Below are 23976 nucleotides of genomic sequence, written 5' to 3' on the forward strand. Positions count from 1 at the left end.
CATATAGCTGGTCATTTGGGGTTGGCATCACGACAACATCCTGTTCCTGAAACAATATGATCCGACGTGCAATCAGCAAAAGGGTTCAGCAACTTAACACCTGTCCCGGCGAAATCATCCACATTACGTGTCACTACCGTCAAATCATAGAGTAATGCGCTGGCGGCAATCAGTTTATCCAGTTCATGCTCATGGTGTGGAACACGCAACCTTCCCCACAATTGGGCAGTGTCGGCATCAACCCCGATGATGTTGTCTTGGTAGTCAGTCAATATTTGTTCTAACCATTGTTCCAGTTGGGTTGCCTGTACGTGGTCATTGCGGTGACGGATCAATTCAATGCCACGGCGCAACTCCCCGACCGTTACGACAGAAAGGAATAATTTATCGCGGTTGCTGATGACCCGTTGGAAAAAGGTTTGTACCCCCGGATTAGCACGTTGCCCTTTACGGTTTTCGCTGATGACATTGGTATCAAGCAAATACATCAGCGGCCTGTTTCTTGCCTTGGATACGTTCAAAATCTGCATCTGTTCCGACGTTAGGCATTGCCGCTAGCACCTCAGCAAGGCTACGTTTTTTCAGCACTAATAAGACTTCCCGCAGGATGCTACGGTGTTCCATTTCAGCGCTTCTGCCGTTGCGGGCGGCGCGTTGCTTCAGTGCTTCGATGATTTCAGGTTCAAGTTTTCGGACAATCAGGTTTGACATGGATTTAGGCTCCACATAGGAAAGTTGCTATCAATGCTAGCAATTATGTGTGCGTGAGAGAAGTGTTTTTTGGATGGGCGGATGGCGTTACTTTTTCAGGAGAACCAACGCTAACGGCTCCGGCCCGGTAACTTCATACTTGAATTCCTTGCCCGGCTCTTCCCGCAACGCAGCGATTTGCGCCTCGATCGGCAGTTCCCGCCCTTCCCGCGCCACCAACACCACAGCGGTAATGGAGGCCGGACGCCCAAAGTCGAACAACTCGTTCATTGCCCCACGTAAGGTACGCCCGGTATAGAGCACGTCATCTACCAACAGGATGTGGCGGTCGTCGACATCGGATAGCAAGGAGGGTTTGCTTTGCGGGTGCAGGCCAACGCGGCTGAAATCGTCGCGGTAGAAGGTGATGCTCAGTTCCCCCGGCTCATCTTCCAGTTGCAGGCGTTTCTGCAATTCTTTGGCAATCCACACACCAGAGGTATGGATGCCGACCATTAGCGGGTTATCAACCCCGGTGGTTTGCATCCAGTCGCGGATTTGTTGCGCCAGTTGGTCGAGCAGCGCATTGATGTTGTAGTTGTTGTTATCCATGGGCATATTCCTGCATCCAGCTTTCGAGAATGATGGCGGCAGCCACCTGATCAATTTCTTCCTTTCGGACTTTGCGTTTGCGCCCCGCTTGGCGTGCCGACTTTAGGCGTTGTTCGGCTTCGCGGGAGGACAGTTGCTCACTAACCACGTCTACCGGCAGGTGGTAACGGCCTTCCAGTTGGCGGATAAAACGCAAGATCGGCTCCTGCATCGCGCTATCCGAACCATCCAATTTGCGCGGCATTCCCACCACCAAACGGGAGGGTTGCCATTCTTTCAGGCAACGGCTAACGGCATCCCAATCGGGTGCGCCATCGCGGGCAGTAACGGTGGATTGCGGGGTGGCAATGCCAGTTAAGGTATTGGCAACTGCCACACCGATACGTGCTTTACCGTAATCGAAACCCAGCACTGTCATGCTGCTCATGCGTGACCCGCCGCGATACCCAGCAAGTTGACATCAACCCCTAAGGTGAAAGCCGCGCCGTTCCAGCGTTGATTGTAGGGCATCTCGAACAAGATATGCGCTGTTGAGGGGCAGGTTAACCACGCATTTTCTTTGATTTCGTGTTCCAGTTGCCCCGGACTCCAGCCCGCGCAGCCCAAAACCAACAGGAAATGCGTAGGCCCGATGCCATTAGCAATGTCGTTGAGGATGTCGCGTGAAGAAGTTAGCGCGAGGTTGTCGGTAATGCGTAAGGTGCTGTCCCAGTTGCGTCCGCCATCGTGCAGCACAAAACCTTGTTCGGCTTGCACTGGCCCACCGCTGAGGGCGAGTTGCCCTGAAATGTGTGGGTCATTAATTTCGATGTTGAGTTGGTTGAGCAATTCACCGACAGTCAGTTCCAACGGGCGGTTGATGGTGATGCCGAACGCGCCATACTCATCGTGTTGGCAAATCAGGCTGACGCTGTGATCAAAATTGGGGTCGCCCATGCTTGGCATAGCGATCAACAAATGATTGCGCAGGTTGAGGACATTTTCACTCATTACGGGGTTTCTACTAACAGCGGTCAGGTTATCTTATTGGGTATTCAAGGTTCCACTATGGAAAATCCACGTGCGGGTAATGTTCAGTTGATCCCACTTGCGGCGGATTTCCTCTGGCAAGGCTGGATACGGCCCCGCCAGCGTGACGATACGCAAAGCAGCCTTGTCGAGCACGTCATAGCCTGATGATACACTGATTTGTGCATCGACAACACGACCGCCATGATCGAGCGTAACGTTGAGGATCAGCTTGCCGCTGAGGTTGCGTTGGATGGCTTCTTCGGGAAAATTGATGTTGCCGACCCGTTCGATTTTTTTCACCCAATCGTCGATGTATTCGGCTTCCACCGCGCTTTTGGCACTGACCGCATCAATGAAATGGATGCGTGGGCGGCGGGCATAACGCGCTTCGTCCTCATCCATTTCAGCCAATAAGCGGGCAATTTCTTGGGTGGAATCGGAACGTTCATCGGCGACGACGGGCTGTTGATCCTCCGGTTGTTCCGGGGCTTTATCCACAGGCTTGAAGGTTTCGCCTTTGGTGGTAAGGATTTGCGGGCTGAGCTTGGGGGAAGCTTCCGTCATGCTGGCATCAGTCTGGACGGGCGATTCACCTTCCGTGTCATTGGGCTGGAGCGATGATAACGGGCTGGTAGGGCGGTTTTTTTCTTCGCCACTGCCACTGGCTTGTTGGTTGGCTTGGGCAATGAAATCCACTGCATCGGGAGCTTTGTCGGCATGGGTTTGCACCAGCGTGATGTCCAGTACCGGCGACAAGTAGGCTTTCGGGTTGATCCCCGGCACGAAACCAACACCGCCAATCAGCAACAGGTGCAGCAGCAGTGCAATCGGAAGTGTCTTGGCAAGCGGTTCATCCGCAAGGTTCATCGGCAAAACATGCATAGTCTGGTTCGCAGGTAATTCATTCTGTCGGCAGGATATTGATTTTAATATTATCCCGCTTGCTTTTTTTCAAGGTATGCCCCTTTAATGAGAAACTATCGTAACACTTTTACTGGTAAATTGAGTAGTGCTTATGTTGAAACAAGTCGTTAGCGTCCTACTGGCAGTGTTGCTAGGGGTTGGCGTGGCCTGGTATGCCGTGCAATGGCGTGCTCCCGAAAAAGCAGTGGCGGAACAGGCAAAACCCTTACCCGCTGGTGGTGATTTTACCCTGCAATCGGTTTCCGGCCCGGTTAGCCTGAGCGATTTCCGGGGTAAGGTGGTGGTGCTGTATTTCGGGTATACCGCCTGCCCGGATATTTGCCCGACTTCAATGGCTACCTTGAAAGCGGCGTTGGGGCAACTGACCGCAGCGGAGTTGCAGCAGGTACAATGCCTGTTTGTCTCCGTTGACCCAGAGCGGGATACCTTGGAGCATGTGCAAGGCTACGCGAGCTTTTTCCACCCCCAAATCAGGGGTATCAGTGGCAAACTGGATGAGTTGCAAGCCATTGCCAAGCAATACGCCGCATTCTTCCGCAAGGTGGAAATGCCGGGGTCAGCGATGGCTTACACCGTTGACCATTCCGCCACCTTGTATGTGATTGGGAAGGACGGCAAGTTACAGGATGTGGTGCAACACGCCGCCCCACCTGCGGAACTGGCAGCAGCCATCCGCAGTCGGCTGTAAGGTTTACTGGCGGCTGAGGATGACGGCTAGTGCAAAACCATCTTCAATGTCGGGGAAGTGCGTGCCTTTCACCGATACGACTTCTGAGTGTCCATACAGGGCGAAGACATTGTTCATGTTTTGGCTGTTGCGCGGTACGGTGAAATCATACTGGTCGGGACGCGGCTGGTTGTCGCGCACCACTGAAACGTAGCGTATCGCCGGATGCGGCTGATGGTTCAGCCAGTAAAGGAATTTCCCCGGCTTTTCAGGGCGTAAGTCATCGTAGAAGTTTTCCGCATCTTCCAGCCATTTATCCAGCCCCATGTTGTTGCCCAGCGTTGCCATCGGTGTATTGGTGGCGAGCTTGGCAATGTCCGCCAATGGCGTACCCAAATGCGGTGAGGCAATGGTAATCAGCGCATTGACCGGCACGGTGGGGGTACGCACCAACCATGTCCGCGCCACGACCCCGCCTGCGGAATGTCCGACCAGCGTTAAGGGTTCTTGCCGCAGGGCGTAAATGGCTTGCAGGTAACTGTCCAGCAAACTGGCTTGCAGCGCGATGGGGGAGCGCGGCGGCAGGTCGAGTGTGTAGAAAACCTGTTCGGGTCGCCCCATGCTGAGCGTAGGCAGCAGGTTGTAAGGGCCTTGCGGGGTGAGGACGAAATGACCGCCGTCCCGCCAGCCCCGTTGTTGGAGGACGGGCGTTACACCACTTGTCCTCCATCCCATGCCGTTCGACTGGAAGCCGTGTACGAATACGACAGTTTTTGCCCATAAGGAGGCAGGTAGCAGTAGCAGGCTTAAAGCCAGCATTATCACATAGCGGATTTTCACGTTGTCCTCCGTTTATCGTTATCATGCGTTAGTCAATGCTAATATGGGATTCTACTGGAATCCGTGAGTTTCATCATGACCATACGCTGTATTGCTTTTGACCTTGACGATACCCTGTGGGCTTGCAAGCCGGTTATCGAACACGCTGAACGGCGCTTTTATGCGTGGCTGGAAATACATTACCCGCGCATTACACAGCACCATACATCCGCTGAGCTGGTTAAAAAACGTGTAAGTTACATGCAGCAATATCCCGAATTGCATTATAATCTTACTCGTCTGCGCAAAAATTGGCTTGCAACACTGGCAACAGAATACGCTTATCCACAAACGATGGTGGATGATGGGTTTGAAATATTCTGGTTAGCCCGCAATGAAGTCACTTTTTTTGACGGTACGCTGGAAGTGCTCCATGCGCTGGCGGAAAAGTTTGTCATGGGCGTCATCAGTAATGGTAACGCCAACGTTCACCATATCGGGGTGGGGCATTTGTTCCAGTTTGTGCACAGTGCTGCGGAAGCAGGTGTTGCCAAGCCGCATCCACTGATTTTCCAGCAAGCACTGGCAAAGGTGAATATTCCGCCGCATAAAGCCGTTTACGTCGGCGATGACCCCGTAAGGGATATACAGGGTGCTGCCAATGCGGGCTTGCGTACCGTTTGGTTTAACCCGCAACAACAAGCATGGCCGGGCGGGACGGAACCGGATGCTACGGTGACGACGCTTGCTGAACTTAAAACATTAATTCCATTATTATAATTAGTCGATTACTATAATTAATGACCATTCTGGCATAGAGGAATAGTGCCAACATGCAACATAGCTATCTCTCCAATACCGAAGCCCGTACCCGTCAGGCATGGGTTGAGCGCTTTACTGTTTCCGACGATGAACAGGATTATTTTCTGTTGGCAAAAGTCATTGATGCGCTTTTGCAGTTGCCGCCTGCGGCTGACCCCTTGCTGCCCTGTAGCTTGGATGTCGCGGAAATTTTGCGTCACCTTGATGTTGACCAGACCACCCTGATTGCTGCGCTGTTGTGTGATGAGCGCTTTGAGCAAACCCTCAGTCTGGATGAAATTGGGCGGGATTACGGCAAAACCGTGCGGATACTGTGTGAAAACATCCGTAACCTGCAACATTTTCATGACTGCACGGAACAGAGTGAACCCGGCGTCACCGACGAGGAACAGGGCGAACAATTGCGCCGTATGATGTTGGCAATGGTCAGCGACTTGCGGGCGATTGTGATCAAGCTGGCGTGGAACCTGCAATACCTGCGCCTGCTGTCACGCAAGGAAGTGTCCGGCTTGCACCGTTGTGTTGCCCAGCAGACCATGAATTTGTACGCGCCGTGGGCAAACCGGCTCGGCATCAGCCAGATCAAGTGGGAATTGGAAGACCTCGCGTTCCGTTTCCTTCAGCCAGAAACTTACAAAACCATTGCCAAATCGCTGAGTGGTAAGCGCATTGAGCGTGAGCAATTCATTGCCGATTTTATCCAGCGCGTCAAAATGTTGCTCACTGAGCACGGCATCAAGGCCGAGGTTTACGGGCGTCCGAAACACATTTACAGCATTTGGAAAAAGCAAAAGCGCAAACATGTCGAAATCGACAACCTCTACGATTTGCGGGCAGTGCGCATCATCGTGGAAGAAAAGCAGCTTTGCTACGAGGTATTGAGCCTTGTGCAGGAACTGTGGCGTTCGATTCCCGAAGAGTTTGACGATTACGTCACCAACCCCAAATCGAATGGCTACCAGTCCATCCATACCGTTGTGCTGGGGCCGCAAGGCAAGCCGGTGGAAGTGCAAATCCGTACCCGCTTGATGCACCAGCGTGCCGAACAGGGCGTGGCTTCCCACTGGCGTTACAAGGAAGGTGGCAGGCTCGACCCGGAGCTGGAACGGGTCATTACGGCTGTGCGGCGGATGCTGGATTCCAACGAAACCGACCGCGAATTGCTGGAAGATTTCCGCACTGAAGTGTTCAACGACCGCGTATTCGTGCGTAGCCCCAAAGGCAAAATCATCGACATGCCGAAAGGCGCAACGCCAGTGGATTTTGCCTATTACATACACACTAGCGTCGGGCATCGCTGCCGGGGTGCGAAAGTTTGCGGCAATATCGTGCCTTTGAATACGGTATTGAAGAACGGCGAACAAGTCGAAATCCTCACTGGCAAGGAAGAGCGCCCGCGCCAAAACTGGTTAAACCCGGAACTGGGCTATGTGAAGTCTGCCAGTACCCGCCAGAAAATCCGCCAGTGGTTTAGCCAGCAAAACCAAGAGCAGAATTTCCGCGATGGCGAAAAGCTGCTGGAAAAAGAGCGCCACTTACTCAATCTGGTCAAGCTGGATTACGCCGATTTCGCCCGCCAGTTTAACCGCAGTAGCGAACGTGACTTTGTGGTCGCCGTGGGTAAGGGGGATATTTCCCCCGCCCAGATCAGGAATTACCTGTTGCGTTCCCACGAGCCGGAATTCAAGCTGCGTAAAACCAAAAATGTGGAAACGGCGGGGAATGAGATTGAAGTGCGCGGCGTCAGCAAGCTGTTTACCCAGATGGCGACCTGTTGCCACCCGGTTTACGGCGATGCGATTGAGGGCTATTTGTCGCAAGGGCGCGGCGTGATTGTCCACCGCACGGATTGCCCCGACCTTGCCAACCTGCGGCGGGAGCGTGAGGAACGCATTATCGAGGTGACGTGGGGCAACAATACGGCAGCGTATGAAGTGGATATTACCGTTTCCACCTTCAACAAATCCGGCGTGCTGGGGGATATTGCCAACTTGTTGGCGCGGGAGCAGATCAATATCCGCAGCTTACACACCCGCGACACCCATGACCCGTGTTATGCGGTCATGGATTTTACTTTGGAAATCCGAGATGTAGGGCAACTGGGCGATGTGCTGGAAAAGCTCTTGCAGTTGCCCTCAGTGCTGGATGCGCAGCGTAAGGGCTGAGGCTGGGAATTATTCCAGCCCTTGGCTGCTCAAGTATTCTTCGTAAGTGCCACGGTAATCGACAATCGTACCGTCGCCTTTCACGTCGAAAATGCGCGTTGCCAAGGAGCCGACGAATACCCGGTCATGCGACACGAATAACAATGTGCCGTCGTATTTGTCTAAGCCGCCATTGAGTGATTCGATGGATTCCATGTCCAAGTGGTTGGTCGGTTCGTCCATCAGCATGACGTTGGTGCGTGACAGCATCATCCGTCCGAAAATCATGCGGCCTTTTTCGCCCCCGGAAAGTACCCGCACGGGTTTTTTCACGGTGTCGCCGCCGAACAGCAAACGCCCGAGCGTGCCACGGTTTTGGGTTTCGGCATCTTCACCTTCGTAACCGCTCTTGCGCACGTAATCAGCCATCCATTCGGTGAGGGATTTGTCGCTTTTGAATTCGTCTTCGTGGTCTTGCTCGTAGGTGGAAATACGTACTTTTTCCGCCCACTTGATGCTGCCTTTTTGCGGCTGTAATTGGCCTTCCAGCAATTTGAGCAACGTGGTTTTACCCACACCGTTTTCACCGATGATACCGACTTTTTCACCCGCTTCGATGGCGAAGCTGAAGTTATTGATCAGCGGTTTCGCCATGCCTTCGTAGCCGAAGGTGAGGTTTTCGACCTCGACGGCAAAACGGTGCAGGCGTTCTTTTTCGTCATACTCGAAGCGGATCCACGGGTATTGGCGGCTGGAAGGTTTGATGTCTTCCGGTTTGAGCTTTTCGATCAGCTTGCGGCGGCTGGTAGCCTGTTTGGCTTTGGATTTGTTGGCGGAGAAGCGCCGCACGAAATCTTGTAGCTCGGCAATGCGGTCTTTGGCCTTGGCATTGGCGTTCGCTTGGCGTTCACGCGCTTGGGTGGAAGCTTCCATGAAGTCGTCGTAGTTGCCGGGGTAAATCTGGATTTTGCCGAAGTCCAAGTCAGCCGTGTGGGTACAGACTTGGTTCAAAAAGTGCCGGTCATGCGAAATGATGATCATGGTGGATTCGCGGTTGTTGAGCGTTTCCTCCAACCAGCGGATGGTATTGATGTCGAGGTTGTTAGTCGGTTCGTCCAGCAACAGGATGTCAGGGTTAGCGAATAGCGCTTGGCACAGTAATACGCGCAATTTCCAGCCGGGGGCGACTTGGCTCATTGGGCCGTTGTGCTGTTCGGTGGGGATGCCGACCGCGAGTAACAGTTCGCCCGCGCGTGCTTCCGCCGTGTAGCCGCCCATTTCAGCGAAGTGGCCTTCGAGTTCCGCCGCTTTCATGTAATCGTCTTCGGTCGCTTCCGGGTTCATGTAAATGGCATCTTTTTCCGCCATCACTTTCCACATTTCATCGTGCCCCATCAGCACCACGTCGAGTACGCGCACGTCTTCAAAGCCAAACTGGTCTTGGCGCAGGTAAGCCATGCGCTCGTTCGGGTCTTTGGAAACGTTGCCGTGGGTTGGCTCTTGCAAGCCGCACAGGATTTTCATGAAGGTGGACTTGCCCGCGCCGTTTGCCCCGATCAGGCCGTAGCGGTTGCCGTCCCCGAATTTGACGGAAACGTTATCGAATAACGGTTTAGCACCGAACTGGATGGTGACATTGGCAGCGACTAACATGCGAAAAAATCCTTTTGGGCAAACGACAGCAAAAACGAGGCGCTACTTTACCACTTTCGTGGGCAAGCCGCAGCCTGACTTATAGCACCCAAGCGGGCGGAATTTCTTCGGGTAAGGGCGCTACGCTGATCTCACGGAACTCCTCGCCGGGGCGTGCCACTTTGCAGATGACGGCCTCTTCATTGCGGCCTTTGCTGTATTTGGCGGAAATCTGCGCTGCCAATTCAATATCCGCGTCGCTGATGTCTTTGCCATCCAAAATGGTCAATGGCCCTGCGTGGCTGGCGGTTTTGATCCACACAAATTGGTTTTTGTAACCTTCCAGAAAGTTGGTTTCGCCTTCTTCACGCGACACAATCATTTTGAAATTGGGGCGTGGGCGCAAATGCCGCCCGATTTTCAGCAGCATGATGTCGTCGAGTTCGTAGTCACGGCTGGGGCGGTTTGCCCACAAATCTTTGAGCTTGTGGGTGTAATTGGCATCGGTGAGGAAGCAGCAACCACCCGCAGGTTGGGCGTATTCCTCAATCCCCCAGTGGGCGGCGAGCGCGACTTGTGGCTTGCGGCTGCGTCCGCTGAAACCGAACAGCTTTTCGCGGTCGACCCAACCTTCGCGTTCCGGCTTGCTGGGTTGCAGGCGATGGGCGCACAGTGGGCGTAACAGCAAATCTTCCGCCCCCGATTCCCGCGCTACCACGGGCAAGGTCGCGGCGCGTTGCGACATGGGGCGTTGCCCGACCACTTCGCCAGTGATGATGAAATCGAAATCGTGCTGCTGAATCCACTCGTGGGCTTTTTTTACCATGAAAATCTTGCAGTCGAGGCAAGGGTTCATGTTCGCGCCGTAGCCGTGCTTGGGGTTGAGTACCACGTCTTTGTAATCATCCACAATGTCGACGATGTGCAGCTTAATGCCGAGTTGTTCCGCCACCCATAGCGAATTGTTGCGTTTGGGCTTGTCGCCGTGCTGCTTGCGGATCGCGTGGGTGTGGCCTTCTACACAAAAGCCGGTGAAAAAATTGATGCCTTCCACATGCACACCCTGTTCCAGCACGGCTTTGGTGGCAAGCATCGAATCAAGTCCGCCGGAAATCAGCGAAACGGCGCGGTATTGTCGGGTCATGGTTGTTTGTCTTCCAGTTGTTTCACCATACGGTCAAAGTCAGATTCGTAAGTATGGTCTTGATTGATGCGGAATTTTTCGTAATGTGCCAATGCCAGTTTATCCGCCACCGTTTTGCGTACCCGCCCAGCATCTTGCAGAAGTTCGTAACCATTGAATTGCAGGAATGCATCCAATTTGTCTACCCAATCCTTCATTTTCATGACGGTTTGGCGTTCTGCTTGGATTTCGGCAAAGTCGAGATACATCGTGACAATGCGGTTGAGGTCGCGCAATTCCTTTTCGTCCAAATAGTTCTTGGCGATGGTGACATCAGTGCGCAAGATTTTACCGTCAGGTGAATTTTTCCATGTTTTCAAGCCCATGCGGGGTTTTTCACTGTCAGAACGGTGCTGGATCAGTTCAGCAGCCGTCATCCCCGTAATAGCAAAGTGCAGTTTGTTCTGCACGGTCTTGAAAAAAGTTTGGGTAATCTCGGCTTTTGCATCGTAATCAATGCTGCACTGGCTGTAGATGTCGGTGATTTTTTGGTAGAAACGGCGCTCACTGGCGCGAATTTCACGAATACGTTCCAACAACTCGGCGAAATAGTCTTTGCCGAATTGTTTGCCATTTTTGAGGCGTTCATCATCCAACACAAAGCCTTTAATGATGTATTCCTTGAGGGTTTGTGTTGCCCAGATACGGAACTGGGTGGCTTCGGCAGAGTTGACGCGGTAGCCAACAGCAATGATGGCATCCAGATTGTAGAAGTCTAACGTGCGGGAAACTTGCCGCTGGCCTTCTTGTTGAACTGCTCGAATTTTTCGAGTGGTTGAGTTTTCATCAAGTTCACCACTGGTAAAAATTTCCTTGAGGTGATACGTGATGGTATTGGATTCTACCGCGAATAATTCACCCATACGCTTTTGGGTGAGCCAGAAGGTTTCATCCTCAAAATGGACTTCGAGGTGGACTTGTTGCTTTGGTGTGGTGTAAAACAGGATTTCGCCTTGCTGTTTATTCATGAGGGTCAATACGCACTCCTTGCGGTTATCCACGCCCATAAGCGGCGGCTTGTTCATGGATGCGGAACAACCCTGAGATTGCCAGCAATTCGTCGGGTTGGTAAATGGGCAATTCTGCTGCCGTAAAGTCGTCTTGGTTGCGCGTTACGATGCCATCAACGCCTGCCCGTTTGCCTGCAAAGTACAAAACGGCATCTTCAAAATCGGTAAAGCCTGATTCTGCGGCAGTTTGCAGAACCGGGGAATCCACAGCAGCCACATCAAACAACATCAATAATTTTTTGACGGTTGCCCGTGCTTGGTTGGTGTCTTTTGCTTTGCTGACCAGATAATCAATGGTGGTCAAGGTGGTGGCACACAGTACGCCTGTCATACGCCGCTCTTCGACGGCGGACATGAGCATCACCGCCGTCGCCACAAATGGCTCGCGCTTGAGGATCACATCCAGCACGACGTTGGTATCGAAGAGGATTTTCAACGGTATTTCTCAGACAAGTGTTGTTTGTAATGGCTTTCATCCAGTCCAGAATCTGCCAACAAGCCCGTCAAACTGTGGGTAATGGGGGCAGGCATGAAGTTGTCTGGCTCAATGGTTAGCAAACTGAAATAGTCTGCCACCATTTGCGACAAGGATTTGCCATGTTGTTTGGCGTAGGTTTTGGCCTGTTCGATGAGATTGTCTTCGAGGCGGAGAGTCAGTTTGGTTTGCATGGAATGCACCGTGACGTATTGATTAGTGAAAATTATACGTCAATGGTTGCGGGCGCTCAAGTCATCGACTCCAGTTCTTCCCACCGTGCAAATGCTTGTTCAAGTTCGGCTTCCAGCTTCTCCACTTCCGCCTGTTTGGCGGTGATGGTGGCGGCGTCCTGCTGGTAAAACTCTGCTGTGCCCATAGCGGTGTGCAAGGCGTTGATGTCAGTCTCCAGTTTCTCAAGGCGTGCTGGAAGCAGTTCCAATTCGCGTTGATCTTTGAAACTGAGCTTTTTCTTGGGCGCAGGTTTGCTTTCTGCTTTGGGTTTTTCCGCTGGCTTGTCAGTTTTTGCCGTCGGTTTTTCAGTAACAGGTGCTGGGCGTTGCAGTAGCCAGTCGTCGTAACCGCCCGCGTATTCGCCAATCGTGCCATTTTCAAACACAATGCTGCGGGTAACGACCGAGTTGAGGAAACTCCGGTCATGTGAAATCAGCAGCAATGTGCCTTGGTAGTCGATCAGCAGTTCTTCCAGCAATTCCAGTGTTTCGGCGTCGAGGTCGTTGGTCGGTTCGTCGAGCACCAGCAGGTTGGAAGGCTGCGCGAATAAACGTGCCAGTAGCAAACGGTTGCGTTCGCCGCCGGAGAGAACTTTCACAGGCTTTTGGATTTGCAGCGGGGTGAACAGGAAATCCTGCAAATAGCTGATGATATGGCGCTTCTGCCCGTTGATTTCGACGAAATCGGAGCCGGAAACGATGTTATCACGCAGGTTTTTTTCACCATCAAATTGCGAGCGGTGCTGGTCGAAATAGGACACTTGTAAGCGCGTACCCTGTTCAACCTTGCCGGAAGTGGGTTGTAATTGCCCCAGCAGCAGCTTGATTAAGGTGGTTTTACCCACCCCATTCGGGCCAATAATGCCGATTTTGTCGCCGCGCAACACAGTGGTGTTGAAATCGTTAATCAGCGTGATCTGATCCCAGCCGTAGTTCAGGTGCTTGGTTTCGATCACCACTTTGCCGGAACTTTCTGCTTGCCCGATTTGGGCTTGTACTTTGCCTTGCAGGTTGCGGCGTTGCTTGAATTCTTCGCGCATCGCTTCCAAACGGCGCACGCGGCCTTCGTTACGGGTGCGGCGGGCTTTGACCCCTTGGCGTATCCATACTTCTTCATCGGCTAAACGCTTGTCGAACAGCGCGGCTTGCTGGGCTTCGGCATCAAGTGCCGCTTGTTTGTTTTCTTGGTATTTCTGGAAATTACCCGGCCAACTGGTAAGCCTGCCGCGATCCAGCTCGATAATGCGCGTTGCAAGCCTTTGCACGAAGGCGCGGTCATGCGACACGAACAGTAATGTGCCTTTGAAACCGAGCAGGAAGTTTTCCAGCCATTCAATCGCGGGAATGTCGAGGTGGTTGGTTGGTTCGTCCAGCAGCAGCAAATCGGGTTCGGAAACCAGTGCACGGGCGAGTAAAGCGCGGCGTTTCCAGCCACCTGACAAACTTTCAAATGGGGTGTCTGCGTCGAGTTGCAGGCGCGACAGCACCGTGTCGACTTTCCACTGGATTTGCCAGTCGTCTTCGGGGTGCAGGTCAGTTAGCCCTTGCGCCACGATGTCGAACACGCGGGCTTCGGTTCCATGTGGAACATCTTGCTGCAAGCGGGCGATTTTCAATTCGGGGGAATGGATAAGCTCACCGTCATCGGCTTGTACCTCGCGGCACAGCAATTTCATGAGGGTGGATTTGCCTGTACCGTTGCGTCCGACCAGACACAGGCGTTCGCCTTGTTCGATTTGCAGGTCAATGCTGTCGAACAGGCGGTTGTCACCATTTTCAAGGTGAATATTGCGTAAGTGTAAAAGTGCCATAGGCGCGGATTATCCCAATACCGGGCGGGCTTGACCAGCATTGGGATGGAAGGCGGCAGTTATTTTTTGTCAGCGTCCAATTGTTCGGCGGTAGGGTCGGGAATTTCGACCAATTCGCTTTTGACAAGCTGTTCGGGGTCGCTGTTAACTTTTTCTGAGGTCGGGGCAGCAAGTGGTTCTTCGGTTGTGTCCGCCACTAGCGGAACTGTTTCTTGCACGCCTTCGCTCAAGTCAGTCATGTTTTTTAGGCATTCTTGGATGTAAGCATCTTTCTTGGCAGCAGCAATGCCATCTTCTTCCGCGTAAGTGCTGCACAGGCTAGCAACGGCAGAAGCGTTGCTTTCACTTCCTGTGTTGCTTGCAGCAGCATCGTCTGCCCATGCAGGTACTGCTGTCAGAATACCGGCTATCGCCAGTGTGGTTAAAATTTGTTTCATTTGTCCTGACCCTTGGTGTGCATGTCGTTTGCTATATCGACATTGGCAGCAGCAATTCGTTCGCTTTCCCACCGCAATGTTTCCATAAATATGGTAGCTGTTTGGGAAAAATACAAGGATTATCCGTGAATTGGCATTACCCGAACTTCAAGCCAACGAAAAATCCACCGACCGCGCTTATGCCTTTGCTGGTAATGTGCGACAGGCGGTCGACCAGAAAACCACCGGAATGTTTCGCCATTGTGGTGGCGGCTTCAGCAGCGCCTTGCAGTTTAGCGTCCGCCATTTGCGTGACACCGTAATATTCGCTGATGAAAAGTAGCACAATGGCAGCACCGCCAAGGAAAAGCGCCAAGCGCAACATTTTCTTGGCGAAATAACCAACCGCCAAGCCAATGACAAAAGGTGCGCCCACATTGCCCATCAGAAAGGTGGAAGACAGGAAATCCGTGGACGGTGCGGCATTCATTGGGTAATCATTCATGTTGAAACCTATTGTAGTTGTTGCTGTTGTTAAACGGCAAAGGCAGTATTGTCAGGTATTTCAAGAACGGATTCCAGAGACCCATGCCACAAACCACCGAACTTGTGACGACCCTAAAAAAGCTGCTCAAGCGCCACAACAAGACCTATGTGGATGTCGCGGATTGCCTGCAACTTTCGGAAGCCAGCGTCAAACGCCTGTTTTCCGAACAGAATCTGTCGCTGCAACGGCTGGATGCCATTTGTGGTTTGTTGGAAATGGAAATTTCTGACCTTGTGCGCGAGATGCATTCGGAACACGCCAAACCGATCAGTGAGATCAGTTACGCGCAGGAAAAGGAAATCGCCGACGACCTGCAACTGATGATGGTTACGGTGTGTGTGCTCAACCGTTGGGGATTGCCGGACATTACCACCTATTACAATTTCAGCGAGTCGCAGGTGATCCGTTATCTGGCGCACCTCGACCGCTTGCGCATTATTGAGTTACAACCGGGCAACCGCATCAAGCTGCTGGTCGCGCCCAATTTCAAATGGCGTGATGATGGCCCGATCATGCAACTGTTCCGCGCTAAAATTGAAACTGAATATTTCCGTACCACTTTTACCAAGGACAGCGAAAAACTGATCGTGCTCAACGGCATGTTGAGTGACGCCAGCAATGCCTTGTTCCAGCGCAAGATGGCGCAACTGGCGAAAGATTTCGATACGCTGAGCAAAGACGATGCCAGCCTGCCGATTGGCGAGCGCAAGGGTTCCACCGTGCTGGTGGCGATCCGCGATTGGGATTACGAGCGCCTGTTCGGTAATCAACGCAAACCACAAGGAAATGGGCAATGAACCAACGCCTTTACACCCAAGGTTGGGACGACTACGAGCTGATCGACGCAGGCAACGGCAAAAAGCTGGAGCGTTGGGGGCGAACTGTCACCATCCGCCCCGACGTGCAAGCCTATTTCAAACCCGGCAAGCCTTACAGCGAATGGCAAAGCCTCGCCCACTGGGAATTTACCGAAACCGATAAACATTCCGGCACATGGTATGCCTTGCGCGACACCGCCCCCAAACAGTGGGAAATCGGCTACCACGGCCTGCGCTTCCAGTTGGAACTGACCCGTTTCAAACACCTTGGGCTATTTCCCGAACAGCGCAGCAATTGGGATTTTATTGCCCAACACCTGCCTGAAGAGGGACGTTTCCTCAACCTGTTCGCCTACACGGGTGCGGCGTCGTGCATGGCGCGGCAAACCGGGGCGGAAACCTTGCACGTTGATTCCATCAAGCAACTGATTACCTGGGCGCATAGCAATATGGAGCGCAGCGGGCTGGGTGACATCAAGTGGGTGCGCGAAGATGCGCTGAAATTCGTCGAACGCGAACTCAAACGCGGCAGGAAATACCAAGGCATCATCATGGATCCGCCCGCGTGGGGCTTAGGAGCAAAAGGCGAAAAATGGAAGCTGGAAAACAAGCTCGAAGCACTGGTGGAAGGGGCGCAAGGTTTGCTGGCGAAAGGCGGTTTCCTGATCCTCAATACCTATTCACCGAGCATCGGCTTACCTGAAATCACGCGCTTAGCGCAGCAGTATTTTAAGTCCGCCAAGACGGAAATCTGCGAGCTGTGGATGCAAACCAGCACCGGCAAGGATTTGTATTACGGAAATTTGTTGCGGGTGGTGCAAGCTTGAAAGGTTTGCCCTATAATTTTGATGTCTTGATGCCTAATTGGAGAACATCAAAATGCGCACCACGCTCACGCTTAACGATGCTTTAGCGGATTCCCTGAAAAAACTGGCACATCAGTCCGGTAAGCCATTCAAACAAGTCATCAATGAAACCCTGATGGCAGGGCTTGCCCATAGCCAGCAGCGGCAAGCCAAAACCTATCGCCTGCAAGCTGTTGCAATGGGTGCGGCTTACCCCGGCATCAATCTCGACAAGGCGCTGCAATTGGCGGATGACCTTGAAGACATGGCGATCATGGCAAAAATGGAGTTACGCAAATGATACTGGTTGATGCCAATTTGCTGATTTACGCCATCAATCAAGATGCGCCGCTACACAAACAGGCGAAAAGTTGGTGGGAAGGCGTTTTATCCGGTACGCAAGCCGTCGGTATTCCGTGGGTTGTGGCACTGGCATTCCTGCGCATTACTACCAATCCGCGTATTTTTCCGCAGCCCTTAACGCCGGAACAGGCATTGGCGTATGTGGATGAATGGTTGGCGCAACCTGTGGCAAAACTGGTTTCACCGGGTGACAAGCATTGGGCGATCTTGCGTAACCTGCTGCAACAGACGGGTATGGCGGGTAATTTGACGACAGATGCGCATATTGCTGCGCTGGCAATTGAGCAGGGCTATCGCGTTTATTCCAGCGACAATGATTTCAAGCGGTTTGCAGGCGTGAAGCACGTAAATCCGCTGGTGATGCATTCATCGGGGATGGTGCATGAAACGGCTGCGCGGTATGGGTAGTCCGAAAAGTTAAAGCGGTACTACGGCGTCTTTGCCACGACATTCCGCAACACGTTAAATTTCACCGTTTCAGTATTCTGGATGATATTGCCCTTGGCATCATTGAGCACCGCGAAGACGGTGTGTTCGCCGCGTTCCACGCCAGTCAGTGGGAAAGCCAGTGCAGCGCCCGTGGCGACTTGTTTTGAGTCGAGGTAGAGGGTGATGCCGTCGCCGTTTTTGAGTTCGGGGGTCAGGGAAATATTGACGCTGAGGTTGCCATCATTGGCGCGGATAGCTTCATTCGCCGCCGGGGCGGTGATTTTGAAGTCGCTGTAAGCTGCCGTATTTTCTTCTTCCGGGGGAGTTGCGGGGGCGGTGGCCGCCGGGGTTGTTCCGGGTTGTTGCGGTGCATAGCCATCGGCGACGGTCAGGATCGGTAGGTCGACGGATTTCGCCCCGCTCTTTTTCGGCGGGTTATCGCCATAGACGACGCTCCCATCCGCATCCACCCAACGGTAAACACCCGCGTTGGCGGTGAGAAGCGGCAGGCTGAACACCAGAAGCAAACACAGCAGACCGATACGCATAATTTTTCGTAAGTTGTGGTTAATATCCTGATGATTCTACGCAAAATTCGGGGTTTGGCAGCAAGCAGATGGATAAACGGCGGCTATTGGTCGCTTTCCACCAAATCTACCCACGCCGTGCGGATAAATTCCCGCTCCCGCACAAACGCTCCCGGCTCGACTTTGGCCTCTTGCTCTTGCAAAGAAAGCGCGTGGATGTGGTCGCGTAAGCTGCGGTAAATGTCCGCCAAGGTTTCTGCCGTTTCCGCAGGTAAGATACCGACCTGTTGCAGCGACTCCAATTGGCGGATGTTATCGCTCCAGCGGACCAGTTCCGGGTGGTCATGTGCATGGGCAAGGATCAGGAATTGCACGATGAATTCGATGTCGGTTACGCCGCCGGGGTCTTTTTTCAGGTTGAAACTGCTGTTGTGCTTGCTGCCGAGGCTGTCCCACATTTTTTGGCGCATGGTGATGACTTGTTTACGCAGTTCCGCCTTATCACGCGGCTGGCAGAGGATGTCACGGCGCACTTGTTCAAACTGCGCTCGTAAACTCTCGGAGCCAGTGATGGCGCGGGCGCGTAGCAATGCTTGATGTTCCCACACCCATGCTTTTTCCTGTTGGTAGGTGCGAAATGCCTCCAAACTGCTGACCAATAGGCCGGAAGAACCACTGGGGCGCAAGCGCATATCGGTTTCGTACAAACGTCCGGCGGGGGTGAACGTGGTTAGGGTATGGATGATCCGTTGCGCAAGCCGTGCGTAAAAAACCGCATTTTCCAGCACTTTGCCGCCGTTGGTTTGCTGCGCTTGTCCGTGACTGTCGTGCAGGAAAATGATGTCGAGGTCGGAACCGTAGCCCAATTCCAGCCCGCCCAACTTGCCGTAGGCAATGATGGCGAAACCGGCAGTGTGCGTTTCCCCGCCAACCTGATAGCGCGGCACACCCGTTTGTACAGTCATGCTGTCCCACAGGTGGCGCAAGGTTTCTTCCAACACGGCTTCGGCGATCCACGTCAGTTGGTCGGAAACCTTCATCAGCGGTAACACCCCGGTGATGTCCGCCGCCGCTACCCGTAATACTTGCGCTTGCTTGAATTGGCGAAGGCGTTCCATCACCTGTTCGGTGTCGTGCTGGTCGATGCGTTCCAGTTCCAAATGCAAGGCTGCCCCCAGTTCGGCACGGTTGAGCGGGGTGTAAAGTTGGCGGGCATCCAGCAGTTGATCCAACAAAATCGGGTGCTGGGTCAATTGGCTGGTAATCCACAAACTGTCGCTGACCAGCCGCACGAACTGATCCAGCGCATTCGGGTGGTCCGCCAGCATGGCGATGTAACCGGAACGGGTGGCTATTTTCTGCACTACCCGCAGGCAGCGTTCCAAGGTTTCATCGGGGTTCGGCTGGGTTTGGCAAGTGTGAACCAGTTGCGGCAACAGGCGGTTAAGGCGGTTACGCCCGGTATCCGTCAGCGTGCTGTACAAACGGCTGGCGAGCAGCGCTTGTACAGCGGGGTGTTCGGGTAAGGGCTGGCTTTGCTGGGTTTCTAGGGCAAAAACCCGCTGGAAAATGTGGCTGACGCCCTGTTGGTGGCGGTTGAGTTCCACGTGGAAACTTTCCCAATCGGCAAAGCCCATTGAGTGCGCAAGGCTGGCTTGTTGCTCGGGGTTGCTGGGCAGGGAATGGGTTTGTTCGTCATTCCACATTTGCAGGCGGTTTTCGGTGCGGCGCAAGAAATGGTAAGCGGGGTGTAACACCGCTGCTTCTTCCACCGTCAGTAGTTGTTGCGCCAGCAGCGCGTCGAGGGTTGCCAGCAAGTTACGTTGACGCAGTTCGGGGATGCGTCCGCCGCGCATCAGTTGGAACACTTGCGCGGTGAATTCGATTTCGCGGATGCCGCCCGTGCCGAGTTTTACATCCAAGTATTTGCCCCGGCGTTCGGCTTCGCGGTTGATCATGGCTTTCATATCGCGTAGCTGTTCGACCGCTCCGTAATCCAGATAGCGGCGGTAAACGAAGGGGCGTAAGCGTTGCATCAATTCCGCGCCGTTGGCTTGGTCGCCAGCGATCACCCGCGCTTTGATCAGGGCGTAACGTTCCCACTCGCGCCCGTGGGTTTCGTAGTAATGTTCCATCGCGTCGAACGACAACGCCAGTGCGCCAACCTCGCCGAAAGGGCGTAAGCGCATGTCCACACGGTAGGCAATGCCGTCAGCGGTGGTTTGCCCCAATACCCCGATCAGCCGTTGCCCAACGCGGGTGAAAAAGGTCTGGTTGTCGAGCGGGCGTTTGCCGTCGGTTTCCCCTGCTTCCGGGAAGGCGAAAATCAGGTCAATGTCGGAGGAAAAATTCAGTTCACGCCCCCCCAACTTGCCCATACCAATGATCACCATGTGCTGCGGTGTACCGCTACGGCTGCGGGGAATGCCGTGTTTGGCGGTAAGTTCGGTGTAACATCCATTGAGGGTGGCATCCACCAAGCCATCGGCAAGGTCGGAAGTGGTGCGTAAGGTTTCGTCCAGTTGCGCCAGCCCGCTGAGGTCACGCCAAGCGATGCGTACACTTTCGCGGTGGCGGATTTGGCGTACCGTGCTGAGTAGTGCCGTGGCATCGGTAACGGCTTGGATTTCAGCCGCAATCTTTTGCACCAACTCGCCGTCGCGGTAGGGTTGGCTGGTTTCGCAGGCAAGCTGCCAGTGCGGGTTACGTGTAAGCCAATGTTGCAGGTAGCGGCTGGCGGAAAGGATGGTTTCAGCAGGGATCATGCGCTTGCTTCCGTGGGCACGCAGGTGCGATCCAGCACATTCAGCAGGTCTTGGGTGTTGAACGGTTTGCTGAGGAAATCGTCCATTCCCGCTTGCAGGCACTTATCGCGGTCGCTGGACATGGCGTTGGCGGTCAGGGCAATGATGGGGGTGCGTGGTAAACCGCCGCGTTGTTCCTGCTGGCGGATCAGGATAGTGGCTTCCACCCCATCCATGACGGGCATTTGCATATCCATCAGGATCGCATCTGGCGGGTTAGCTAACCAGCCATCCAAGGCTTCTTTTCCGTTTTCCGCAACGCTGACGGTGTGTCCGGCGCGGTTAAGCAGGCGCACTGCCAACATGCGGTTCACCGCATTATCTTCTGCCAACAGCACATGCAACGGGCGGGCGACTTGTAAGGGCTGGTGCGGTTTCGTTTCGCTGGGAGTGCTGATGGTTGCCGTGGCGGCTTGTTTGAAGGGCACGCTGAAATAGAAAATGCTGCCTTTGCCGGGGTCGCTTTCCAGCCGCAATGTCCCGCCCATCATCTCAATCAGCCGTGATGAAATGGTCAGCCCCAAGCCCGTGCCCCCGTAACGGCGGGTAATGGAGCTGTCGGCTTGTTGGAACGGTTGGAAAATTGCCGCCTGCTTTTCCGGCGGAATCCCGATGCCGGTATCTCGCACGGCAAACAAAAGCTGCACTGGTTCGGTCGGTGTACTGCTTTGCAGCGCGACGCTCACCGCGACTTCCCCGCTTTCGGTAAATTTGATGGCATTGCCCACCAAGTTGATCATGATCTGGCGTAAGCGTCCGGGGTCGCCTTCCAGCGTATCCGGCACATCGGAGGCGATTTCCCAGTGTAATGCCAGCGATTTTTCTTTGGCACGCACGGTCAGAGGGGTGAACATGTCCTGCAATAACGGGCGCAGGTGGAATGAGGCGGGGCTAAGTGCCAACGTGCCCGCTTCCATGCGTGAAAAGTCGAGGATTTCGTTAATGATGTCCAGCAAGGCGTTGGATGATGACTTGATCATGCCAAGGTATTCGCGCTGGGTGGCGGTAAGTTCGCTGTACAGCATCAAATCGGTGAGGCCGATCACGCCATTCATGGGGGTGCGGATTTCATGGCTGATCATGGCCAGAAATTCGCTTTTGGCTTTGCTGGCACGTTCGGCGGCTTCTTTGGCTTGTAAGGCTTCCTTACGTGCCTCTTCCAAGTAAGCGTGTTGCAAACAGGCTAGGCAGGCGGTTTCCAAGCGTTTCAATACCAGCCCCAGCGCCAGTAAGTGCGATTCGGGTAACGGTGGGTCGCGCAGCAATACCAGTAAGCCGCTTTTGCCCAAAGGCATGAGGTGGTAATACGTACCGCCCGTTTCGATAATTTCCCCCGGTTTATTCACCTGCCAGCCGTTGGCAGCAAACGGTTGCAGGAGTTTTGCCAAGACCGGCTGGGTGTCGGTCAGCGTGCCATGCACGGCAGGGTAGCTGTAACAGGGTTCCGGTATGGTTGCAGCGCTTACTGGCTCACCCTTGTGCAGCCAGATGTAACCGCTGCGGCAGTTCAGCAGCTTCAAGGCAGGCGGCAGGAACTTGCGCAACATGGTGCGTAAATCCAAATCCTGCCCAATCAGCAACGCTAACGCATACTGGACGGAAACCAGTTCCAGCGTAGGGGTCATGCACTTTGCTCCTGTTGCCCACCCAATACGCCGAGGACAATGGTTTTGTTGAAAAATTCAAGGCAGGTATTGCCTGCGTCGGCGATTTCCCCCAGCGACAGCGCCCCCAGCAAGGGTACATTGTCGGGTAGCCGTGAGCGGATATTGCCGATTTCTTCCGCGAAACGGTCTTGCAGGAACAGGGTACGGCTGATGCAGTCGAACAGCAGCGCCAGCATTGCCGGGGTTTGCCCCCACATGGCGGTGTCAGCGCACTGGCGGGAAGCCTCCAGCAAGTTTTCTGCCTCACCCTTGAGGATGTAAATGATGTGGTTGGCTGGCACTTCCCCCACGCACACCAAAGCATTGCCTTTGGGGAATAGCGGGTCACGCACTACCACGTCACCTTTGAGCCGATCCAGCCCGAAGGGGTAGGCTTTCGCCAGATCGAAGAATTCGGTATCGCTGAAACGCTTGCCGCTGTCGGCTTCCACCACTTCTTTGTAAACCTCAAAGGCGGGGCGGTAATCCAGCGTGGTGATGGTGTTGTCATACGCGCCCGTCACGAAAAACGGCCCGGCAAACTTGTGCCAGCCGTGTTCAATGCCAATGCTGATCGGCAGGTCAAGGGAGACAATCTGGGCGTAATCTTCCAGTAATCCCTGATTGCTGAACAGGCAGGGTTTCTGCACGAAACTCAAGGAACCCGCGCCCCCGCCGACGTATTGGTGGCGGGTTCCTAAGGCTTCATACAGGCATTCCAACAATGCAGAAATGCGTTTGCTCAGGCCATCCACCAGCGTGACCAATGTCGTGCCGGGGGTGAGGGTGGTCACCAATTGTTCTGTTTGCGGGAAGTAATCGGCCTCGGGGTTGGAAAGCTCGCCAATCAGGTGTACCTGCGCGGTGACAGGTAGCCCACAAACCACGCTGCCGCAGGTCAGCTTACGCCCGTCAGCAATGATTTCCGGGAAAATGCCGCCAAAAATCGGGATGGGCAAGGCTTGTAGGCGGGCATCCAGTTGCGTGGGGGTAAAGCCATTGGCATCACACGCTAGCACCAGCAGGCTTTTTGCGCCCAAAGCAACGGCAGCATGGATGTGTTGGAAAAGCGCGTGGTCAGTGCCTACGGTATCGACAAAAATGACAGGTTGGGCTTGCTCGCGGTTCATGGTGGTCTTTCCTTGGGATCGTTGTTATTTTCGTATGGAATTCGCCCACATTCTACGCAAACCGCGCTTTCTGAAAAAGCATTATGTGACACAAGGTTAAGAATATTCAGGCCAGAGACAGCCTGCGACACATTCCCCAAAAAAACGCTGCCCGTGAAGTACGGGCAGGTGATATTTTGTGGTAGGTAGGCTGATCTTTGCAGATTTGTTTTCGCCCAGTAGCTTTACAGCAGCCGCTTGATTTCTTTGGGCACGTTCCCTCGCCCAGCGCCGCGTTGGTAGCAACGTGTTGTGTAGCAAGCGGCAAAGACGATGATGGCGAATACCACCAAGCCAAATATGCTCATGTCGCACCTCCTGAAGGTTCCTTGTGGCAAAAAGCATTGTGGTGTCAAAACAACAATGTGTCAATAATAAC

Annotated in this window: 27 protein-coding genes; 7 read left to right on the forward strand and 20 right to left on the reverse strand. The window is 53.7% G+C overall.

Translation table 11 applies throughout. From position 1 onward, the window contains the following. Window positions 1-11 precede the first annotated feature (11 nt). From PHE17_RS11420 to PHE17_RS11445, 6 genes are all read right to left on the reverse strand, one after another. A complete protein-coding gene (locus tag PHE17_RS11420; protein WP_301015979.1) occupies window positions 12-488 on the reverse strand; it encodes a type II toxin-antitoxin system VapC family toxin in 477 nt (158 codons plus the stop codon). Continuing rightward, the gene (locus PHE17_RS11425; protein ID WP_301015980.1) at window positions 475-711 is read right to left on the reverse strand and encodes a DNA-binding protein; all 237 of its coding nucleotides are present in this window, start codon (window positions 709-711) and stop codon (window positions 475-477) included. Before PHE17_RS11425 ends, PHE17_RS11420 begins: the two co-directional genes overlap by 14 nt. A gap of 87 nt (window positions 712-798) precedes the next feature. Beyond that, complete coding sequence (pyrR, locus tag PHE17_RS11430; protein WP_301015981.1) at window positions 799-1302, reverse strand: bifunctional pyr operon transcriptional regulator/uracil phosphoribosyltransferase PyrR; 504 nt, start codon at window positions 1300-1302, stop codon at window positions 799-801. After that, window positions 1295-1729: a Holliday junction resolvase RuvX gene (ruvX, locus tag PHE17_RS11435; RefSeq protein WP_301015982.1), complete on the reverse strand. Its 435-nt coding sequence runs from the start codon at window positions 1727-1729 to the stop codon at window positions 1295-1297. Before ruvX ends, pyrR begins: the two co-directional genes overlap by 8 nt. Next, entirely contained in the window at window positions 1726-2292 is a 567-nt protein-coding gene (locus PHE17_RS11440; RefSeq protein WP_301015983.1) for a YqgE/AlgH family protein, read from the reverse strand. Before PHE17_RS11440 ends, ruvX begins: the two co-directional genes overlap by 4 nt. A 33-nt stretch (window positions 2293-2325) precedes the next feature. Then, on the reverse strand, window positions 2326-3180 hold the full coding sequence (locus PHE17_RS11445) for an energy transducer TonB (RefSeq protein ID WP_301015984.1): 855 nt from the start codon (window positions 3178-3180) through the stop codon (window positions 2326-2328). Between the two features lie 148 nt (window positions 3181-3328). Between PHE17_RS11445 and PHE17_RS11450 the strand changes: the two genes are divergently transcribed. Further along, window positions 3329-3925 carry an SCO family protein gene (locus PHE17_RS11450; protein ID WP_301015985.1) on the forward strand — a complete coding sequence of 199 codons (597 nt, stop codon included), beginning with the start codon at window positions 3329-3331 and terminating at the stop codon, window positions 3923-3925. A gap of 3 nt (window positions 3926-3928) precedes the next feature. On the opposite strand, the gene PHE17_RS11455 is transcribed toward PHE17_RS11450, so the two are convergent. Continuing rightward, window positions 3929-4744, reverse strand: coding sequence for an alpha/beta fold hydrolase (locus PHE17_RS11455; RefSeq protein ID WP_301015986.1), 816 nt, complete (start codon window positions 4742-4744; stop codon window positions 3929-3931). 75 nt (window positions 4745-4819) lie between these two features. Here PHE17_RS11455 and PHE17_RS11460 point away from each other — a divergent pair, with 75 nt between their 5' ends. After that, on the forward strand, window positions 4820-5503 hold the full coding sequence (locus tag PHE17_RS11460; protein WP_301015987.1) for an HAD family hydrolase: 684 nt from the start codon (window positions 4820-4822) through the stop codon (window positions 5501-5503). Window positions 5504-5556: 53 nt separating this feature from the next. Beyond that, window positions 5557-7710: a bifunctional (p)ppGpp synthetase/guanosine-3',5'-bis(diphosphate) 3'-pyrophosphohydrolase gene (locus tag PHE17_RS11465; RefSeq protein ID WP_301015988.1), complete on the forward strand. Its 2154-nt coding sequence runs from the start codon at window positions 5557-5559 to the stop codon at window positions 7708-7710. Between the two features lie 9 nt (window positions 7711-7719). Here the strand turns inward: PHE17_RS11465 and PHE17_RS11470 are convergent, their stop codons facing one another. The 8 genes from PHE17_RS11470 to PHE17_RS11505 all read right to left on the reverse strand — a co-directional run bounded on the left by PHE17_RS11470 (window position 7720) and on the right by PHE17_RS11505 (window position 14954). Further along, window positions 7720-9342 (reverse strand): ABC-F family ATPase, encoded by a 1623-nt coding sequence (locus PHE17_RS11470; RefSeq protein ID WP_301015989.1) that lies wholly within the window; start codon window positions 9340-9342, stop codon window positions 7720-7722. A gap of 79 nt (window positions 9343-9421) precedes the next feature. Then, window positions 9422-10465, reverse strand: coding sequence for a tRNA (5-methylaminomethyl-2-thiouridylate)-methyltransferase (locus PHE17_RS11475; RefSeq protein WP_301015990.1), 1044 nt, complete (start codon window positions 10463-10465; stop codon window positions 9422-9424). Beyond that, a complete protein-coding gene (locus tag PHE17_RS11480; RefSeq protein WP_301015991.1) occupies window positions 10462-11472 on the reverse strand; it encodes a virulence RhuM family protein in 1011 nt (336 codons plus the stop codon). Before PHE17_RS11480 ends, PHE17_RS11475 begins: the two co-directional genes overlap by 4 nt. Before the next feature lie 25 nt (window positions 11473-11497). Then, entirely contained in the window at window positions 11498-11950 is a 453-nt protein-coding gene (locus tag PHE17_RS11485) for a PIN domain-containing protein (RefSeq protein WP_301015992.1), read from the reverse strand. Then, window positions 11947-12183 (reverse strand): DUF6364 family protein, encoded by a 237-nt coding sequence (locus PHE17_RS11490; protein ID WP_301015993.1) that lies wholly within the window; start codon window positions 12181-12183, stop codon window positions 11947-11949. Before PHE17_RS11490 ends, PHE17_RS11485 begins: the two co-directional genes overlap by 4 nt. 56 nt (window positions 12184-12239) lie before the next feature. Continuing rightward, a complete protein-coding gene (locus PHE17_RS11495) occupies window positions 12240-14033 on the reverse strand; it encodes an ATP-binding cassette domain-containing protein (RefSeq protein ID WP_301015994.1) in 1794 nt (597 codons plus the stop codon). Window positions 14034-14092: 59 nt separating this feature from the next. Continuing rightward, window positions 14093-14470: a hypothetical protein gene (locus tag PHE17_RS11500; protein WP_301015995.1), complete on the reverse strand. Its 378-nt coding sequence runs from the start codon at window positions 14468-14470 to the stop codon at window positions 14093-14095. A 136-nt stretch (window positions 14471-14606) separates the two neighbouring features. Then, a complete protein-coding gene (locus PHE17_RS11505; protein ID WP_301015996.1) occupies window positions 14607-14954 on the reverse strand; it encodes an FUN14 domain-containing protein in 348 nt (115 codons plus the stop codon). Between the two features lie 83 nt (window positions 14955-15037). Here PHE17_RS11505 and PHE17_RS11510 point away from each other — a divergent pair, with 83 nt between their 5' ends. The 4 genes from PHE17_RS11510 to PHE17_RS11525 are packed head-to-tail and all read left to right on the forward strand — an operon-like array spanning window position 15038 to window position 17430. Further along, window positions 15038-15793, forward strand: coding sequence for a helix-turn-helix transcriptional regulator (locus PHE17_RS11510; protein ID WP_301015997.1), 756 nt, complete (start codon window positions 15038-15040; stop codon window positions 15791-15793). Beyond that, on the forward strand, window positions 15790-16641 hold the full coding sequence (locus PHE17_RS11515; RefSeq protein ID WP_301015999.1) for a class I SAM-dependent methyltransferase: 852 nt from the start codon (window positions 15790-15792) through the stop codon (window positions 16639-16641). The genes PHE17_RS11510 and PHE17_RS11515 overlap by 4 nt, the downstream gene beginning before the upstream one ends. A gap of 52 nt (window positions 16642-16693) precedes the next feature. Beyond that, entirely contained in the window at window positions 16694-16960 is a 267-nt protein-coding gene (locus PHE17_RS11520; RefSeq protein ID WP_301016000.1) for a CopG family transcriptional regulator, read from the forward strand. Beyond that, the gene (locus PHE17_RS11525; RefSeq protein WP_301016001.1) at window positions 16957-17430 is read left to right on the forward strand and encodes a type II toxin-antitoxin system VapC family toxin; all 474 of its coding nucleotides are present in this window, start codon (window positions 16957-16959) and stop codon (window positions 17428-17430) included. The genes PHE17_RS11520 and PHE17_RS11525 overlap by 4 nt, the downstream gene beginning before the upstream one ends. A 20-nt stretch (window positions 17431-17450) precedes the next feature. On the opposite strand, the gene PHE17_RS11530 is transcribed toward PHE17_RS11525, so the two are convergent. The 5 genes from PHE17_RS11530 to PHE17_RS11550 form a co-directional block, all read right to left on the reverse strand. Next, window positions 17451-17999, reverse strand: a complete 549-nt coding sequence (locus tag PHE17_RS11530; protein WP_301016002.1) for a DUF4124 domain-containing protein — start codon at window positions 17997-17999, stop codon at window positions 17451-17453. Window positions 18000-18082: 83 nt separating this feature from the next. After that, the gene (gene glnE, locus PHE17_RS11535) at window positions 18083-20743 is read right to left on the reverse strand and encodes a bifunctional [glutamate--ammonia ligase]-adenylyl-L-tyrosine phosphorylase/[glutamate--ammonia-ligase] adenylyltransferase (protein ID WP_301016003.1); all 2661 of its coding nucleotides are present in this window, start codon (window positions 20741-20743) and stop codon (window positions 18083-18085) included. Further along, window positions 20740-22407 (reverse strand): ATP-binding protein, encoded by a 1668-nt coding sequence (locus PHE17_RS11540; RefSeq protein ID WP_301016004.1) that lies wholly within the window; start codon window positions 22405-22407, stop codon window positions 20740-20742. The genes glnE and PHE17_RS11540 overlap by 4 nt, the downstream gene beginning before the upstream one ends. Next, complete coding sequence (locus PHE17_RS11545; protein WP_301016005.1) at window positions 22404-23558, reverse strand: FIST C-terminal domain-containing protein; 1155 nt, start codon at window positions 23556-23558, stop codon at window positions 22404-22406. The genes PHE17_RS11540 and PHE17_RS11545 overlap by 4 nt, the downstream gene beginning before the upstream one ends. A gap of 224 nt (window positions 23559-23782) precedes the next feature. After that, complete coding sequence (locus PHE17_RS11550; protein WP_301016006.1) at window positions 23783-23905, reverse strand: hypothetical protein; 123 nt, start codon at window positions 23903-23905, stop codon at window positions 23783-23785. Window positions 23906-23976: the final 71 nt, after the last annotated feature.

This window comes from Thiothrix sp. (assembly GCF_028714775.1).
In the GTDB taxonomy this organism is placed as follows: domain Bacteria; phylum Pseudomonadota; class Gammaproteobacteria; order Thiotrichales; family Thiotrichaceae; genus Thiothrix.